This window comes from Stieleria mannarensis (genome assembly GCF_014154935.1).
GTDB classification, from domain to species: Bacteria; Planctomycetota; Planctomycetia; order Pirellulales; family Pirellulaceae; genus Stieleria; species Stieleria mannarensis.
The window spans coordinates 21,956-38,479 of sequence record NZ_JACEHH010000030.1; the positions used below are offsets into that span (position 1 = coordinate 21,956).

At 60.6% G+C, this 16,524-nt stretch carries 15 protein-coding genes and 1 riboswitch; of the genes, 10 read left to right on the forward strand and 5 right to left on the reverse strand.

Annotation, left to right across the window (positions count from 1 at the left end):
- Nucleotides 1-4: 4 nt before the first annotated feature.
- Complete coding sequence (locus H1B37_RS20000; protein ID WP_182868422.1) at nt 5-1,015, forward strand: hypothetical protein; 1,011 nt, start codon at nt 5-7, stop codon at nt 1,013-1,015.
- A gap of 904 nt (nt 1,016-1,919) precedes the next feature.
- Here H1B37_RS20000 and purD read toward each other — a convergent pair.
- Nucleotides 1,920-3,209, reverse strand: coding sequence for a phosphoribosylamine--glycine ligase (gene purD / locus H1B37_RS20005; protein ID WP_220498281.1), 1,290 nt, complete (start codon nt 3,207-3,209; stop codon nt 1,920-1,922).
- A 556-nt stretch (nt 3,210-3,765) separates the two neighbouring features.
- Between purD and H1B37_RS20010 the strand changes: the two genes are divergently transcribed.
- The 7 genes from H1B37_RS20010 (at nt 3,766) to H1B37_RS20040 (ending at nt 9,736) form a co-directional block, all read left to right on the forward strand.
- Nucleotides 3,766-4,569 (forward strand): methylamine utilization protein, encoded by an 804-nt coding sequence (locus tag H1B37_RS20010; protein ID WP_353620871.1) that lies wholly within the window; start codon nt 3,766-3,768, stop codon nt 4,567-4,569.
- A 302-nt stretch (nt 4,570-4,871) separates the two neighbouring features.
- Nucleotides 4,872-6,101: a cytochrome c gene (locus tag H1B37_RS20015; RefSeq protein WP_182868424.1), complete on the forward strand. Its 1,230-nt coding sequence runs from the start codon at nt 4,872-4,874 to the stop codon at nt 6,099-6,101.
- Nucleotides 6,098-6,277 carry a hypothetical protein gene (locus tag H1B37_RS20020; RefSeq protein ID WP_182868500.1) on the forward strand — a complete coding sequence of 60 codons (180 nt, stop codon included), beginning with the start codon at nt 6,098-6,100 and terminating at the stop codon, nt 6,275-6,277. The genes H1B37_RS20015 and H1B37_RS20020 overlap by 4 nt, the downstream gene beginning before the upstream one ends.
- Nucleotides 6,278-6,364: 87 nt before the next feature.
- Complete coding sequence (locus H1B37_RS20025) at nt 6,365-7,375, forward strand: COX15/CtaA family protein (RefSeq protein ID WP_182868425.1); 1,011 nt, start codon at nt 6,365-6,367, stop codon at nt 7,373-7,375.
- 6 nt (nt 7,376-7,381) lie between these two features.
- On the forward strand, nt 7,382-8,443 hold the full coding sequence (locus tag H1B37_RS20030) for a protoheme IX farnesyltransferase (protein ID WP_182868426.1): 1,062 nt from the start codon (nt 7,382-7,384) through the stop codon (nt 8,441-8,443).
- A gap of 18 nt (nt 8,444-8,461) precedes the next feature.
- Nucleotides 8,462-9,124: an SCO family protein gene (locus tag H1B37_RS20035; RefSeq protein ID WP_182868427.1), complete on the forward strand. Its 663-nt coding sequence runs from the start codon at nt 8,462-8,464 to the stop codon at nt 9,122-9,124.
- A gap of 147 nt (nt 9,125-9,271) precedes the next feature.
- Nucleotides 9,272-9,736 (forward strand): DUF420 domain-containing protein, encoded by a 465-nt coding sequence (locus H1B37_RS20040; protein ID WP_182868428.1) that lies wholly within the window; start codon nt 9,272-9,274, stop codon nt 9,734-9,736.
- Nucleotides 9,737-10,107: 371 nt separating this feature from the next.
- Here the strand turns inward: H1B37_RS20040 and H1B37_RS20045 are convergent, their stop codons facing one another.
- The 3 genes from H1B37_RS20045 to kdsB all read right to left on the reverse strand — a co-directional run bounded on the left by H1B37_RS20045 (nt 10,108) and on the right by kdsB (nt 13,001).
- Nucleotides 10,108-10,482, reverse strand: coding sequence for a DUF1844 domain-containing protein (locus H1B37_RS20045; protein WP_182868429.1), 375 nt, complete (start codon nt 10,480-10,482; stop codon nt 10,108-10,110).
- Between the two features lie 21 nt (nt 10,483-10,503).
- Nucleotides 10,504-12,144: a CTP synthase gene (gene pyrG / locus H1B37_RS20050; protein WP_182868430.1), complete on the reverse strand. Its 1,641-nt coding sequence runs from the start codon at nt 12,142-12,144 to the stop codon at nt 10,504-10,506.
- 65 nt (nt 12,145-12,209) lie between these two features.
- Nucleotides 12,210-13,001 (reverse strand): 3-deoxy-manno-octulosonate cytidylyltransferase, encoded by a 792-nt coding sequence (gene kdsB, locus H1B37_RS20055; RefSeq protein WP_182868431.1) that lies wholly within the window; start codon nt 12,999-13,001, stop codon nt 12,210-12,212.
- 52 nt (nt 13,002-13,053) lie between these two features.
- A riboswitch (cobalamin riboswitch) is annotated at nt 13,054-13,331 on the forward strand.
- Nucleotides 13,332-13,471: 140 nt separating this feature from the next.
- Here kdsB and H1B37_RS20060 point away from each other — a divergent pair.
- Both H1B37_RS20060 and H1B37_RS20065 read left to right on the forward strand, forming a co-directional pair.
- Nucleotides 13,472-14,335 (forward strand): DUF1559 domain-containing protein, encoded by an 864-nt coding sequence (locus tag H1B37_RS20060; RefSeq protein ID WP_182868432.1) that lies wholly within the window; start codon nt 13,472-13,474, stop codon nt 14,333-14,335.
- A gap of 58 nt (nt 14,336-14,393) precedes the next feature.
- On the forward strand, nt 14,394-15,212 hold the full coding sequence (locus H1B37_RS20065; protein WP_182868433.1) for a DUF4465 domain-containing protein: 819 nt from the start codon (nt 14,394-14,396) through the stop codon (nt 15,210-15,212).
- 261 nt (nt 15,213-15,473) lie between these two features.
- On the opposite strand, the gene H1B37_RS20070 is transcribed toward H1B37_RS20065, so the two are convergent.
- Entirely contained in the window at nt 15,474-16,388 is a 915-nt protein-coding gene (locus H1B37_RS20070; RefSeq protein WP_182868434.1) for an NAD-dependent epimerase/dehydratase family protein, read from the reverse strand.
- Nucleotides 16,389-16,524: the final 136 nt, after the last annotated feature.

Sequence of the window (16,524 nt, forward strand, 5' to 3'; positions counted from 1 at the left end):
ATCAGTGGGGCACGATGCCTTTTTGGACATCGTCGCCAACCTGGTCGGCATCCTGATCATCTTGGTCGTGGTGCTGGGGGCTCAATCGGAGGCAATCTTGCGTGACGCCAAACCGAAGAAGGTCGAACCGGTCGATCCAAAGGCCCGCGTCGCCGGCGAGGCCGAGATGCGATCGCTGGCCACGGTGGCGGCGCGGGCGGCGTCGGCCCAAGCGGATTCGATGCGGTTGGAACGCACGATCAAGCTGTTGGATTCCAAGATCGCACAGCAAGCCGAACGGCGGACGATCCTGTTGACCTTATTGACCGAAGCCGAAGCGGCTTGGGAAGACGAGCAAGCCAAGTTGGACGATGCCCGTCGCGAGGCGGCCCTGCGCAACGCTGAAGCGGAGGAGTTGAAGACGAAGCTGACCGAGATGGTCGGTGCCCGGACTCAATTGGAAACCGAGCAACCGCCGGTTGTCGCGATCTCGCATTTGCCGACGCCGATGGCCAAGACCGTGTTCGGGGAGGAGGTCTATTTTCGTTTGAAGGATGATCGGTTGTCGGTGATCCCATTCAAGTTATTGACCGAAGAGATCGGACGAAATTTTCGACGGACTTCGGGAAGCCTTCGTGAAGGCGTCAGTGATGCGGCGGTCGGTCCGGTGCGGGGCTATGTCGCCCGGTACGTGCTTAGCCGCAGCAATGAACTGGTCAGCGACGGCAACGCGATCGCCCGGATGAGTCGTGCGCGGGTGGTCGTCGCGTCATTCGAACCGCTCCAGGAACCGCATGGCACTCCGATCGAAGAAGTTTTGGCCAACGACGATTGGTTGGATGTGGAACTGTCACGCTACCCGGCTGAGACGACGACGGTGACGGTGGCGGTGTATCCCGACAGCTACGGTTCGTTTCGCAAGCTGCGCGAAAAAATCTATGCCAAGGGTTACGCATCGGCGGCGCGGCCGATCAAGGACGGCAGCCCGATTTATGTGAACTTCGCCGGCGGCGGGACGCGGTCGGTGGCTCAGTAGTTGGGAGTTGGGAGTTGGGCTGACGGTGATAGACAAACTTGTCGACGTGACGGATTGGTGCGTAGTGGAAGTCGCCCAGGCTTTCGTGTTTCGGGGGCGAAAGCGACTCTTCCAGCGCGGGCCCTCTCTGGCGTTTGCTCGATGGTATTTACTTGCTGGGCAAACGCCGTCTCTCGCATCGCATTGAAGTCTATACAATTTACCATGGCTCCCTTCTCCCCCGGCTTTGTGGGGGAGAAGGGCTGGGGATGAGGGGGCCAACGCTGCGAAAACTGGTTGGGTGGACGGCCCCTCACCCCCAGCCTGGCCTGATGAAAATCAACGGAACTTGGAAGGTTGGGTAGGTTCGGGGACGTTCAACGATTCTGCTGGATCCCTCGATTGCAAATTGCAAATTGTTCATTGCAAATTTTAAATTTGCCGGGAATCGTCGCTCAAATCATTTTGCAATTTGCAGTGTTCATTTTGCAATTTGCAATCATTGTCGGTTCACCACTACCAGACGCCACTCAATTTTCATCAGGCCACCCCCAGCCATGCCCTAACTGGACAGCGCCACTTTACGGCGACTTGCTCAAAAGATGCCGGAATCACCGTGGTAGATGGGATGAGTTTCACGCCAGTCGTACTCGTACTCAACAAAGTGGTACTCGTACTCCTACTCGATAGCTCGTGGGAAACTTGCGGATCGAGTAGGAGTACGAGTACCGGCGAAACGTCTGAGTACGAGTACGATCAACTCTAACCCGCAAATCCTGGTGTTTCTGATTCAAAGTGGCGCTGTCCAGCTAAATTGCGGACCAATTGGTGTAAACGCCGTCTCTCCCAGAGGGAGAGAATTTGAATGTGGGCCGAACGCTGCACCAATACAATCGACGTCCTTCCGGCGCGTGCGGGAGGCCAACTACCCGAGCGCCTTGTCGCTGATGTCTTTGCGGCACCAGGCGCCGGGCCAGCGGATTTTTTGGACGGCGGTGTAGGCCTTGAGCTTTGCGGCGCTGATGGTGTTGCCGATCGCGGTGACGCCCAACACGCGTCCGCCGGCGTTGACGACCTTGCCGTCGGCGGTCGTTGTTCCGGCATGAAAGACTTTGACGTCTTCGACTTCGGCGGCGTCGTCCAAGCCCGTGATCACGCGGCCTTTTTCGTAGCTGCCCGGGTAGCCTTCGCTGGCCATCACGACACACAAACTGGGGCGTTCATCCCATTCGAGCGGCCCGAGTTCGGAGAGTTTTCCGTCGGCTGCGGCGACCAGCACATCGAACAGGTCCGACTTCAGCCGCATCAACAGCGGCTGGCATTCCGGGTCACCGAAGCGGACATTGAACTCGAGGACTTTGGGGCCGGCGGCGGTCAGCATCAGCCCGGCGTACAGGACGCCTTTGAAAGGTTTTCGCGCTCGTTTCATCGCGTGGACGACGGGGACCAGCACGTCGGATTCGATTTTCGCGAACATCGCCTCGTCGACGATCGGCGTCGGGCAGTATGCGCCCATGCCGCCGGTGTTGGGTCCGGTGTCACCGTCGTAGGCGGGTTTGTGATCTTGGGCGGCCGGCAGCGAGATGATGGTTTCGCCGTCGGTGATCGCCAGCACGCTGGCTTCCTGGCCGATCAGTTTTTCTTCGATGATCAGTTCGTTGCCCGCTTCGCCGAATTCTTTTTGGCCGGCGATGCGGTCGATCGCTTGCAGGGCATCGCTGCGGGTCTCACAGACGATCACGCCTTTGCCGGCGGCCAGTCCATCGGCTTTGACCACCACGGGGACCTGATCGGTCGGCTCGCTGTACTTGTCCTTGATGTAGCGTGAGGCGTCTTCGGCGTTTCGGAAGGTGCGGTAATCGGCGGTGGGGATGTCGGCGGTGTGCAGCAGGTTCTTGCAGAACACCTTGCTGCCTTCCAGTTCGGCCGCGGCGGCGGTGGGGCCGAAGACGCGAAGGCCGGCATCTTCGAGGGCATCGACCAGGCCCAGCACCAGCGGGGCTTCGGGGCCGACGACGGTCAGGTCAATCGCATGCTGCTTGGCAAACTGGACCAGGTCGTCGACGTCGGTCGCCGCGATGTCGACGTTGGTCGCTTCGGTCGCGGTTCCCGCATTACCCGGAGCGACGAAGACCTCCGTCACCTTCGGGCTTTGTCCGAGTTTCCACGCGAGGGCATGTTCGCGTCCACCGCTGCCGACCACCAATACTTTCATCACATTCACCACGGGAAGGGTTCCACCAAACAGATCGCTGATGCGGCAATGTAATTGTTCGGCGGAAATGATGGCAGATGGTGCAGCGGGCTGGCGGTTAAACGTAGCTACCTTCGCCAGAAGGTGGGGCAGCGGCGTTTTCCACGCTCTGGCGAGCGTAGCTACGGCGAATCGAGAGGCTCGGTGACGATGGAGCCAACCCGGCCGACGGAACTTCGTGGGTCTTTACGGCGCTTTAGCGGTAGACATTTTCGCCTTTGTGCGTATAATTCCACTCGACCCCCCGGGAATCGTGTTTCTGTCGCCCGCTTTACCCCACCCCACCCCCAGTGGCGACGCGATTCCCGACGACTAGTTTTTGAGAAGGTGGCGGCCGGCTGAGTTCCCCGCTCTGGTTCGGCCGCCGCCTTTTTCTTTGCTCGTCTTGAACCAGTCTGTACGAGAGCGATCGATGTCACTGGCTTTTGATGTCGCTGCCGGACGCGGTCTTAATCTCGCCCCGCGGACCAATTACACTCGACGCGTTCGAGGCACCCATCCCTGTAGGAGTTTACGTGTGAACCACTTTGTATCTTTGACCCGATTGTTTGTTCCTTCAGCCGCCGCGATCGCCGTTTGCGCGATGTTGCTGGCCAGCTCACCCGCCCAGGCCCAAGAGACGGGCACGCTGCGGATGACGTTCAAATTGAAAGGCGCGGCGAAAACCTTTCCGCCGATCGCCCCCAACGTGGATCAGGCGTTTTGCGGTTTGAAGCAGATTCCCGATGAAACGCTGGTTGTGAATCCGAAGAACAGCGGCATCAAGAACGTGATCGTCTACGTTTACACGGGGCGTCGCGGGACCGAGTTGCCGGAGATGGAATTGAAGCCGGAAACTCATGAGCTGGCGAACAAAGATTGCCGGTTTGAGCCCCACGTGTTGATCGCCAAGAAGGGCGACACGATCAAGGTCACCAACCCGGACAAGGTCGGCCACAACGCGAATTTCCAGTTCTTCAACAACACCCAGCAGAACTTGACGGTCCCCGCCGGTGGGGCGGTTGAGATTGAGCTGAAAGAGGATGAGCCGGCGCCGATTCCGGTTGCCTGCAACATCCACAACTGGATGAAGGCCCAGGTCGTCGTGCTCGATCACCCCTTTGCGGCGGTCAGCAATGAAGACGGCGTGCTGGAAATCAAGGGGCTGCCCGTCGGTGAGGAAGTCGTGTTCCGCGCCAACCACGAAAACGGTTCGCTGAAAGAAGTGATCGTCAATGGCGAAGAGACCGATTGGCGAAGCAGCAAGTTCGAAGTCGAAATCAAGGCCGGAATGAACGACATGGGGACGATCGAAGTGCCCGTCGATGCGTTCAGCCTGTAAGAAGTTCGGTTTGAATTCAGCGTTCGGTTATTGGGCGTGTTCCCAGGTTTGTGCCTGAGGACACGCTCGTTTGGCGAATCCGCCTCACGGAGAGGCGGGGCCCAGCGGAAGTGCTGCGGTGACATTGCGTTGCACGACGTAGCTACCTTCGCCAGAAGGTGGATTCCCCGGCACTGTCCACGCTCTGGCGAGCGTAGCTACATCAGCGTGATGCGATCCCGCGTCGACCGACTTCCGCCGCCGCGAAACTGCGACAATTCATTCGGTTGGTTCACTCGGCGGCGTTCGGTTACGCTGCTGTTATGAAATCAACCGTCGACGCAACTCCGTTTTTCTCTCTACCGATCCTTGCGGCTCCGATTCTGGTCGCATTTCTATTGTGCGGCTGTGATGCCCCGGTGGAGCATTACCCGCCTAACGAAGTCTATTCGCTGGTCGTTTCGGCCAAGCTGGATGCGCCGACCGAGCTGGCGGCCGAAGACACGACGGCGGCGCTGGAGGCTTGGTTCGGGACCCCGATCGAGCCGCGATGGCCGGTCGAGCAGATGTCGCGTGATGGAGCGAAGACGTTGGTCAGTCTGGAGAATTTGCAGCGGGCCGCCGGGCCGGTCTACAGCGACCAGTCCAATCGGCACTTTGGCCTTTTCAACGAGCATTGTGTCACCTGCCACGGGGTTTCCGGCGGCGGCAGTGGGCCCGCGTCGCTGCTGCAAAACCCCTACCCACGCGACTTTCGTGCGGGCGTGTACAAGTGGAAATCGACCGAGCGGGGGGCGAAGCCGACGCGTGAGGATCTGTTGGCCATCCTGCGTCACGGGGCGCCGGGGACGGCGATGCCGTCGTTCCGGCAGGTGTCCGAGGATGATTTGGAGGCCTTGGTCGATTATGTCATCTATCTGTCGGTCCGCGGCGAATTTGAACGCCGGTTGCTGACCGAAGCGGTGGTGGAACTGGGGTACGAGGAAACACGGCCGGATGACGACGCGAGTTTGTTGACGCTGGCGGGTTTTGATCAAGACGCCTTTGCCGTGGAGGTCGCCCGCGACACGCTGGACCGGATCACCGGTCAGTGGGTCGACGCCGACCAAGCGGTGATTCCCGTTCCAGAGGAGACGCCGGCCGGCGATGCGTCGATTGAGCGTGGCGACGCGTTGTTTCATGGGCGAATCGCCAACTGCGCGGGCTGTCACGGAAAGCAAGGCAGCGGGGATTTGGTCACGTTCGACTTTGACGATTGGACCAAAGAGTTTACCGAAGGGATCGCGGTGACGCCGACTGATCGCGAGGCGGTGCGGCCGTTTCGCAAGGCAGGCGCGTTGCGGCCTCGGCAGATTCATCCGCGAAAGCTGACCGAGGGGGTCTATCGCGGCGGCGGGGATCCCGAGACGCTGTATCGCCGCATCGTCGCCGGCATCGCGGGCACGCCCATGGCCGGAATCATGGTCTCCGGCGAGCCCTCGGCGACGGGGCTGACCGGCGATCAGGTTTGGGACATCGTGCACTACGTGAAGTCACTCGGCGAGGCAAAATGATGAGTCGTGAAGGTTATCGCAGCGTCGGGGCGATCCTGGGGTTGGGCCTGGGCATTGCGTTGATGACGCTGTTGGGGCAAAGCGGCGTGCTGCCGGGGGCGATCTTCGGTGCCGGAGGAGCCTTGGCCGGCGGGATCCTGGGCGAAAAGACGCATGGGTTGAGAAATCGAAAATAGCGGAGTCGGTCCGTGGGATAGGCTTCCAGCCTGTCGGCAGCATGGGATGACAGGCTGGAAGCCTATCCCACGGGCAAGAAGAGATTGATGAGCGAAAACGAAACAAACGAAGCGACGCCTAATCCGGCCGACGAGCGATCCAAGTTGTTGCATCGCTTGGCAGTGTTGTCGGTGTGTCTGGTTTGGCCGCTGATTTGGGTCGGCGGGCTGGTGACGACCTACGATGCGGGGATGGCGGTTCCCGATTGGCCCGGGACCTACGGCTACAACCTGTTTCTGTATCCCCTGTCGACGTGGATCTATGGGCCGTTTGACCTGTTCATCGAGCACGGGCACCGGCTGTTGGGGGCCGTCGTCGGGTTGGTGGCGATCGCGATGGTGGTCGCAGCGCTCCGCCGCGAGGATCGCCGCTGGGTGTTGTGGTTGACCGTGGTGATTCTGGTCGCCGTGATTTCTCAAGGGGCACTCGGCGGCGTCCGGGTGTTGTTAAGCGATCGGACGACGGCGATGATCCACGGCTGCTTCGGGCCGGTGGTGTTTGCCCTGTGCTGCGTCGCCGCGTCGGTGACCAGCCGCCGCTGGTGGGATCGCCGGCGGGCCGCCAACGCGACGCAATCGGCAAAGCCGCTGGGGGGCGTGGTGTTGGCGATGGCGACCCTGCCCGTTCTGTTGAGCTATCTGCAATTGGTTCTGGGAGCGCAGTTGCGGCACGTTCAGCCCCTGACCACGCCGGGGACGTTCACGTTGATTGTGGCGGTCCACATCGTCACCGCGTTCGGATTGTGGCTGTTGACGCCAGTTTTGTTCGTTTTGGTGCGTCGCTGCGGCGATTTGACGCTGTCCAGGCCGGCGGGTTGGCTGATATGGTTTGTGGGCTTTCAAATCTTGCTCGGGACCGGGACCTGGATCGTCAACTACGGTTGGCCGAGCGTTTTGGAGTTTCTTCCGTTTGGCGAAGGCTTTTTGGTTCGCTCAAAGGGATTTTTGGATTCGATCATCGTGACCGCGCACGTTGCGGTCGGGTCGCTGATTTTGGCGACATCGGCGGTCGTCTTGGTACAAGTTTTACGTCAGCGAACGCTTGCCACCCACGTTTAATCAGTTATGTCCAGCAACGTCCTCGCCACCGATTCCCGCTATGAAACCGATCGCCACGGTGTTGGCATCGATTCCGGTATGGGGGTGGGGGTACTCGAACTGCCGGCCCATCGCAGGGATGTTACACAGCGCAGGGAGGCGATGGCCCAGGCACCGTCGGCATCGAGTGTTCCGTTGGACGCGGCGGAGGTTTCGCTACGCGTGTTGGTTTCGGATCTGGTTCAGCTGACCAAACCACGGATCGTCGTGATGATCCTGGTGACGACGGTCGCCACGGCGATGATTGCCGCTGGCGGGCTGGTGTCGCTGGGACAGCTTGCGTTGTTGCTGTTGGGCACCGGGATGGTCGCCGGCAGCGCCGGCGGGGCGAATCAGATTTGGGAGCGGGTGATCGACCGCAACATGCCCCGCACGGCGGTGCGTCCGCTGCCGTCGGCGCGGATGTCGACGGCGGTGGCGACGGTGTTCACCGCGTCGATGGGCACGTTGGGGTTGGCGATTTTGTGGATGGGATTTTCCATTGTGCCGGCTGCAGTCGGTTTGGCCACCTGGTTGTTGTACGTGTTTCTGTACACGCCGATGAAGACCCGGACCTCATGGAACACGACGGTCGGCGCGATCGCCGGTGCGTTGCCGATGCTGATCGGTTACACCGCCCTGGGCGGTTCGCTGGCCGATGGCACGGGATGGTTGTTGTTCGGTGTGTTGGCGGCTTGGCAGTATCCCCATTTCATGGCCATCGCTTGGCTTTACCGTCGGCAATACGAGCAGGCCGGGTTTTGCATGTCGACGACGGTCGAGCCGACGGGGGTTTCCGCGGCGGTCCAAAGCATTGTCGGGTCGTTGGCGGTGATCGCTTGCGGCGTGGCGTTGTGTTGCCTGTCGCCGGGAGTGATTCCGGCGGTGGTTTGTAGCGTCGCCGTGCTTGCGGCCACGGTCCCGATGTTGAAGGCGTCGCTGCGATTTGCCCGCGACCGAAACGATGTGACGGCACGTCGATTGCTGCGGTCGTCGTTGTTGGTGCTGCCCGCCGTGTTGGCGGTTGTTACGATCCGTGTGTTTTGGTGAGCTGTGGTTTGGTGAGCTATGAGAACCGCGTCAAATTTGGCCGCGATATTGTTGGTGGGAGTCGTGTTGGGGTTGCTGGGACGCACGCTGCGTCAGCGTTCGGCCGGCCCCGGCCCTGAGGAAGTGGTTTACACGTCCGAAGTGGCGCCCGGAGAAGATCCGGTGATCGCGGACCGTTCTGAAATTGCCAATGAAGAAGTCGTCCATCCGCCGGAAGACGAGGCTTGGCTGAGTCGGTTCGAGTTGACCGAGCGTAGCGGGGAGTTGGTCAAGAGTGAAGATCTGTTGGGCCAGCCGTACGTGGTCAGCTTTTTCTTTACCACGTGCCCGAGTGTGTGCCCGCAACAGAACCAAAAGATCAAGCAGTTGCAGGACCGGTTCGAAGGCGAAGACGTCGTGTTCCTGTCCATCTCCGTGGATCCGGAGCATGACACGCCCGAGGTGTTGCGCGAGTATGCCGCCCGCTTTGGGGCCGACGAGGATCAGTGGCTGTTTTTGACCGGTGATCTAACCTACATCCGCCGGATCGGTGGCGAGATTTTTCAGCAGCCGGTCGACAAGGGGTTTCACACCGAGAAGTTCGTGCTGGTCGACAAGGAAGGAAAGATCGAAGGGTTTTATAGTTGGCCGGAGTCGAAGCAGTTTGAAAAGTTGCAGTCGGCGATCAGCGAGATGCTGTGAGGAGTGCGGGCGGGGTGACAGAAAAATAGGGGGCAGAGAAATGTGTGGGGGAAGAGGAGACAAGAAAATGGGTGACAGGAAAACGTTGAGGCGACCGACGACTCGCAAACTGTAACTTGAAACTCGAAACTTAAAGCTTAAAAAAGTATGTGGCAGTTATTGGCGGATTATTTGCCGCATTGTACGGCGCTGTTGAACGCTGCGGCGACCGGCGTGTTGGCGGCCGGGTTGATTAAGATTCGCCAGGGCAACCCGCGCGGGCATAAGAAGATGATGCTGACGGCGCTGGGGATCAGTGCGGCGTTCTTGGTGCTGTATCTGTTGCACAAGGTCGCGCTGTATCAGACGACCGGCGAGCCGAACACGCGGTTCCCGACGGATCCCGAGGTCGCACCGCTGGCGGCACGCTACACGTACTATGCGATCCTGGGGACGCACCTGTTGCTGGCGATTGCGGTGCCGTTTTTGGCGCTGCGAGCGGTTTATCTGGCGATGAAGGGCCGGATCGTGGCGCACAAGAAATTGGTGCGTTATGCGTTTCCGGTCTGGATGTATGTGTCGGTGACCGGGGTGCTGGTTTATCTGATGCTGTATCAGTTGTACCCGGCGTAGCGGGTGTTGCAGATGCCGCTCACTCGTGTTTCGCGCTGGCATGGGCTGCCAGTCGTTCGTCGCAGTTTAGTTTTCTGGTAGCGGAACTCGCCAAGAGTTTCGCATTGGCGCGGCGACGCCGCGCGGGGCCGAAAGCCTTGGCGGCTTCCGCTACGACTTAAGCTGCGGCACGTGGCGGGCGCCGGTGGTGGGGCCGCTCGCTGACGCTTCCCGCTGGCATTGATGCCAGCACGTGGCGTGAGCCAGTGGCGGGCGCTGGACGCGTGGTAAACCCCTGGGCCGCTCGCTGACGCTTCCCGCTGGTGTGTGGGGCCGCTCGCTGACGCGTCCCGCTGGCATTGCCGCTCGCTGGCGCGTCCCGCTGGCAATCGCTACGCTTTTTGGGCGCCGACGTAGGCCATGCGCAGCAGGTGCAGGACTTCATCGAACATCTTGTCCTCTTCGGTGTCGGTGTTGCCCTTGGTTTTTTCTTGGAGCATTTCGAGGGTGTCGATGAAGTGCTTGGCGATCCGCAGGTCCGTGCTTTTTTCGCCGGTCGCGGGGTTTTCCATCACACCGAGGGCGACCATGGCTTGGCTGTAGAAGGTGCTGATCAGCATGGCCAGCGAGGCCGGCGGCAGGTCGCCGGTGGGGTCTTCGGCGGCGCCGGGTGCGTCCTCGGCAACGGCCTTTTCTTTTTCCTGTTCGACTTGAGATTTCCAGTCGGTGTCGACGACCAATTCCGGTTCTTCTTTGTTTTCTGACATCAGGATTTCATGCGTGGGGATTTATCGTTGGCTAACGGCGGGTTGTTCTCGTTCGTGTTTGCGTGATCCTCGTTCAATCGCGGCCTGGACGAATCCGGCAAACAGCGGATGGGCCTTCAGCGGCTTGCTTTTGAACTCGGGGTGGTATTGTACCGCCAGGAACCACGGATGGTCGGGCAGTTCGACGATTTCGACCAGGCTTCCGTCGGGGCTGGTGCCCGAGAATTGCATGCCGTGTTCTCGGAACTGGTCGCGATAGGTGTTATTGAACTCGTAGCGGTGTCGGTGTCGTTCGTGGACGTCGTCCAGGCCATAGCACTGTTGGGCCTTGCTGTCGTCGGCCAGGAGTGTCGGTTGGCTTCCCAGCCGCATCGTGCCGCCCAATTGCGTGACGTTTTGTTGTTCGTCCAGCAGGCAGATCACCGGATGCGGGGTGTTTTTGTCGAACTCGCTGGAGTGGGCTTTTTCCAGTCCGCAGACGTTGCGGGCGTATTCGATCACGGCGCACTGCATTCCCAGGCAGATGCCGAAGAACGGGATGCCTCGCTCGCGGGCGAAGCGGATCGCTTGGACCTTGCCTTCGACGCCGCGTTCGCCGAATCCGCCGGGGATCAGGATGCCGTCGAATCCGCTGAGCAGTCGTTCGGCGCCTTCGCGTTCGATATCGCTGCTTTGGATGCGTCCGATGCGGATTTGGGCCTGGTGGTGCATGCCGGCGTGGTCGATCGATTCATAGATCGACTTGTAGGCGTCTTTGTGTTCGGCGTATTTGCCGACCACGGCGATGCTGACTTCGTGGCGTGGATTGCGAAGCCGGTGCAGCAGATCGGTCCAGGGGCTGATGTCCAGCGCCCGGCTGGGCAGGCCGAGTTTCTTGACGACCAATTCGTCCAGTTTGTTGTCGACCAGCGAGATCGGGACTTCGTAGATCGAGAAATCCTTGTCCTTCTCCTCGATCACCGCTTCGGTGGGGACGTTGCAGAACAGCGCGATTTTGTCGCGTTCTTCGCGGCTGATCGAGTGTTCGCAGCGGCACACCAGCACATCGGGCTGGATACCGATTTCTCGCAGTTGGCCGACGGAGTGTTGGGTCGGTTTGGTTTTCAGTTCGTCGGCGGCTTTCAGGTAGGGCACCAGGGTCAGGTGCATGTAGAGCACGTTTTCGCGGCCGACGTCCTGGGCGTATTGCCGGATGGCTTCCAGGAAGGGCAGGCTTTCGATATCGCCGACAGTGCCGCCGATTTCGGTCAGTACGACGTCGACGTCATCGCCGCCCATGCGGGCGATGACGGATTTGATTTCATTGGTGATGTGCGGGATGACCTGGACGGTTTTTCCCAGGAAGCGTCCCTTGCGTTCCTTTTCGATCACCGACAGATAGATCTGGCCGGTGGTGTAATTGCAATCCCGCGTCAGCGCACCGCTGGTGAAACGCTCGTAGTGTCCGAGATCCAGGTCGGTCTCGCTGCCGTCATCGAGCACGTAGACTTCGCCGTGCTGATAGGGGCTCATCGTGCCGGGGTCGACATTGATGTAGGGATCCAGCTTCTGCATTCGGACTCGCAAACCGCGAGATTCCAGCAGCATGCCCAAGGAGGCGCTCGTCAGTCCCTTTCCAAGCGAGGATACCACCCCGCCGGTTACAAAGATGTGTTTGGTCATGGACGCGGATGATACCGCGCTGAGGAAAAACCGGAAGTGCCGAGAGCGTCAATGCGACGATGTTCTCACGAGCCGCTCGTCTCCAGTCGGCGGCGAAACGCGGCCAGGTCTTGCGGGGTGTCAATTCCGGGCTTGGCGGGGCCGACCGCGGCGACGACGATTTTTTTCCCCGCTTCGATGGCCCGCAACTGCTCCAGTTTCTCGGTTTGCTCCAGCGGGCTGGGGGGCGAGCCGGCGAACCAGGACAAGAAGTCGCGGCGGTAGGCGTACAGTCCTAGGTGGTGCCAGTAGATCGGTGGGTTTCGCTCGAGCAGTTCGGCGGGATCCCCGTCGCGGCGGTAGGGCACACAGGCCCGGCTGAAGTAGACCGCCCTGCCCTGCCCTGCCCTGTTTGGTTGCGTGGTCATCCCCGCCATCACAATTTTCACGATCGCCGGGTCCTTGAGCGCCGCGGCGGTCCGGATCGGCGTGCCGGCGGTCGCCATGTCGGCCTCGGGGTCGCCGGCGAGTGTTTCGGCGACGGCGTCGATCGCGGCCGGGTCGATCTCGGGTTCGTCACTTTGGACGTTGATGAAGATTTCCGTCGCGGGGAATTGTTCAGCGACCGCGGCGATCCGGTCGGTGCCGCTGGGGCAATCGTTGGGCGTCATGACCCAGCGACCGCCGAACGCATCGACCGTCTCGGCCATTCGCGGATCGTCGACCGCCACGATCACGCCGGCCGACGCGGCAGCGGCCCGCGATGCGGCTTCGTAGGTGTGTTGCAGGACGCTTTTGCCGGCGACGTTTTGCAGCAGTTTTTCGGGCAGCCGGGTCGAGGCAAGTCGTGCCGGCAGCACGATTTGGGTTTCGGGCATCGGTGGGCGTCTCGGGAAAACGGTTGACAGTCGGTGCGGGCGGGTCTACCTTTCGCATCCAACGTTTGGTGGTGCCGTCGGGCGATGAGGAATCGTCCGCGGAAACAGGGAACTTTGGTGAAACTCCAAGACGGCCCGGCCGCTGTAACCGATGCTGTTGATCCTGCTCGTTGGCTTTCTCGCCGGCGGGTTGATCAGCCGTCCGCACTTCACTCTTTTGGCCATTGTCCGCGGATCATCCTGCAACACGCAAGGTGACCGAATGACGAGAAGGCGAGGTGTGCGACGAGAATCGGAAGTCAGAAGACCTACCACGAAACGGACGCTTCAGGGACCTTCCAGGGTGAGGTCGGCGTCAACAGATTTGCTCGCACCGCACTGGTTCTCTTCGCCGCCCCAAACGGTCACGGAGAGTTGAGTCGGGTCTGTTCACTAAACAGTTTGCTGCTGCCGGCACCCCGAGTCTGGTCATGCGCTACCGTCAAAGCCAACACGATGGGCGATTCGCCAGGTCGCTTGCTGCGCCAGCGGCCGGGGCGACCGCTGGGCCGGTGCGAACCGGATTCACGTTGGTCGAGTTGCTGGTGGTGATCGCCATCATCGGCATCATGGTGGCGTTGTTGCTGCCGGCGGTGCAATTTGCCCGCGAGGCGGCTCGTCAGACCAATTGTCGCAACCACCAGCACCAGATCGGCGTGGCGTTGCACGCCTACCACAACATGCATCGGTCGCTGCCGATCGGATGTTTGGAGTGGCGGTTTTGGGGCCAGCCGAGTACGCGGAAGAATTTGGCGTGGTCGGCATTCCTGTTGCCGCAGATGGGTGAGCAGGCGCTGTACGACGCGATCGACTTTGATTACGCGTTTGATCATCCGCGCAATGCGGAAGCGGCGGCGGTCGTGGTCGAATCGTATCTGTGTCCCACCGAGGTGCCTCAGGGGATCAACGGTCGCGGCGAGATCAGCTATGGCGGTCTGTTCGGCGAGCGTTTGATCGACCGGCGACCCGACGATGGGGTGTTCTTGTACGAACAGCGGATCCGGTTTCGCGATTGTTTGGACGGTTTGTCCAATACGATGGCGACCGGTGAAGACATGGTCGGGCCGGACAGCGAATGGATCAACGGGGGAAACGTGTTCGTCCAGTCGCATCCGATCAACGACGATTCTGCGTGGGTCGGCGACAACGAAATCCGATCCCTGCATCCGGCCGGCGCGATGGTGCTGTTTCTTGACGGCAGCGTGCACCTGTTGAACGAATCGCTGGACGAGATCGTGCTGGGCGGAATGATCACGCGGGCCGGTGGGGAGATGATTCCGGCCGATGCGTGGTGATGGTGGCTGTGAGCAATCTGGGCTTCATGACTTTGACAACTAAGATTCTGAAATTCACATGAAACGCTTTCGATACTTTTTGGTCTCGCTATTCACGGTCGGTTCGCTCGCCTCGTCGGCCGCGGCCGCAACGGTGACGTTTGAAAACCTGCTTGCCGCACCGGAGACCTATTACAAAGGCGACACGTCACAGATTAATAGTGATCCCTGGACGGTGGATGGTTTTGAATTCAGCAACCAAACGTCGTTCGTCCCGTACTGGAGCGGTTGGGCGTACAGCAACACCACCGACACCACGACGCCGGGATTCACCAACGAACACTCCGCGATCGCCGGCGGCGGAAGTGACGGTCTCGGTGGGGCGGTTGGCGGCGGCACCTATGCGTTGGCATATGAGGACGGCGCAACGATCAACCTGCCGGCCGGCGCGCTCGTTCAAAGTGTCGATTGGACCAACGGGACGTATCCCTACCTTTCGATGCGCGACGGCGATGACTTTGCCAAACAGTTCGGCGGTCCCAGTGGAACCGACGAGGACTACTTTCGTGTGGTCCTGACCGGCTACAGTGACGTCAATCGCGGGGGATCGACGACCGGCGCGGTGACGTTGACATTGGCCGATTTCCAGTCCAGCGACCCCGCCCAGGACTACATCGTTGACTCGTGGCAGGTCGCTGAGGACTTGACGATGTTGGGCGATGCGCGATCGATCGGGTTGACGTTCCAGTCCAGTGACGCGGGGATGTTCGGGGTCAACACGCCCAAGTATCTGTTCATCGACAACCTGCAGTATTCGGTCACGGCGATTCCCGAGCCGACAGTGTTCGGCTTTTTGACGCTCGTCGGAGGCGTTTGCACCTTGCGACGCCGGCGTTAAATCGCCGGGCAGGCGAAACGGGGGCGTCCGCATCTTGGCTGGGATGGGGAGCCGAGTGAGTTCATCTGATCGGGGCTTGTCTGCTTGTACGTGTCACGATGGATTGGAGTCCCTCTCACCCCCAACCCCTCTCCCCCGATTCCTGACTCGCTTAAGCTCGCCAGGAATCGGGGGAGAGGGGAGCCATGGCGGTTAATGTTCGCTTCTCGATTTAGCGGTTTTGGCCCTCCGGCCAGCGGCTCATGATTGACTTAGCAGATCTCAAACCAGACCACTAGTGTCCTGTCGAATCGCCGAAACCAACTCGGCGATCGCCTGCTCGAGCAGTTCGGTGCCTCCGAATCGCATGCCCAGTGTCTGAATCTTATCAGTGACGATTTCATTCTTGGCCGTCTTGGCCGGGCCGGTAATTTCCGAGGGGCTATCGGTGATCCGCTTGGCGATTTCGGCGACTTCAAAATCGCTGATCATCCGGTCGCAGCAATTGTAGGTTTCCCCGGCGATCGAGTCGTCTTGGCCGAGCAACAGCAACGCGGCTTTGGCGACATCGTCAGCGTGGACGGCCTTGCCACCGCCGCGGGCGTCGACCGCTTTGCCGGCGCAAATCGCGGCGACCAAGTCGTACCAGCGTGATTGGTTGACCGGCCTGGCCACGCCGTAGATCGAGGGCGGGCGGAGGTTGGCCGCGACCAGTTTTCCGCTTACGCCATAATGGTGCACCACGGTTTCGATCGATGCCTTGCAGGCACCGTACAGCGTCGACGGCAACAGCGGGTGAGTTTCGTCCAGCGGGCGATCGGGCAGCACGGTGTCGTGGACGGTTCCCGACGAGATGAAGATGAATTTTTTGACGCCGGCCCGTTGGGCGGCGTCGAGCAATTGCAGCGATCCGGTCGCATTGCGGTGCCAGTATTTCAGCGGGTCATCGCCGCTGTCCATGAACGACGCTCCGCCGCGAAACAGCCCGGCGTGGATCACCGCGTCGGCCCCGGCGACCAGGTGTTCGGCTTGCATCAGGTTTCCTAATTCGCCCTCGACCCAGTGCACGTCGGAGGATTCGGCGATGGTCGCGCTCGGGCTGCGGTACCAGGCGGTGACTTCGTGACCTTGGTCGATCAAGCGGCTGATCAGGTGGCGGCCCAGGAAGCCGGTTCCGCCGGTGATTGCGATTCGCATCGGAGGGTTGTGGTGGCGCGGTGCGGTGGTCGGTTTCTGCCACCCATTATTGAAACTCTTGCCCGCGCAGCAAACAACCGCCTCGAGCAGTCACAGCGATCGATTCCTTTCGGGCTGCCTGCGGGGGCGGTTGTGC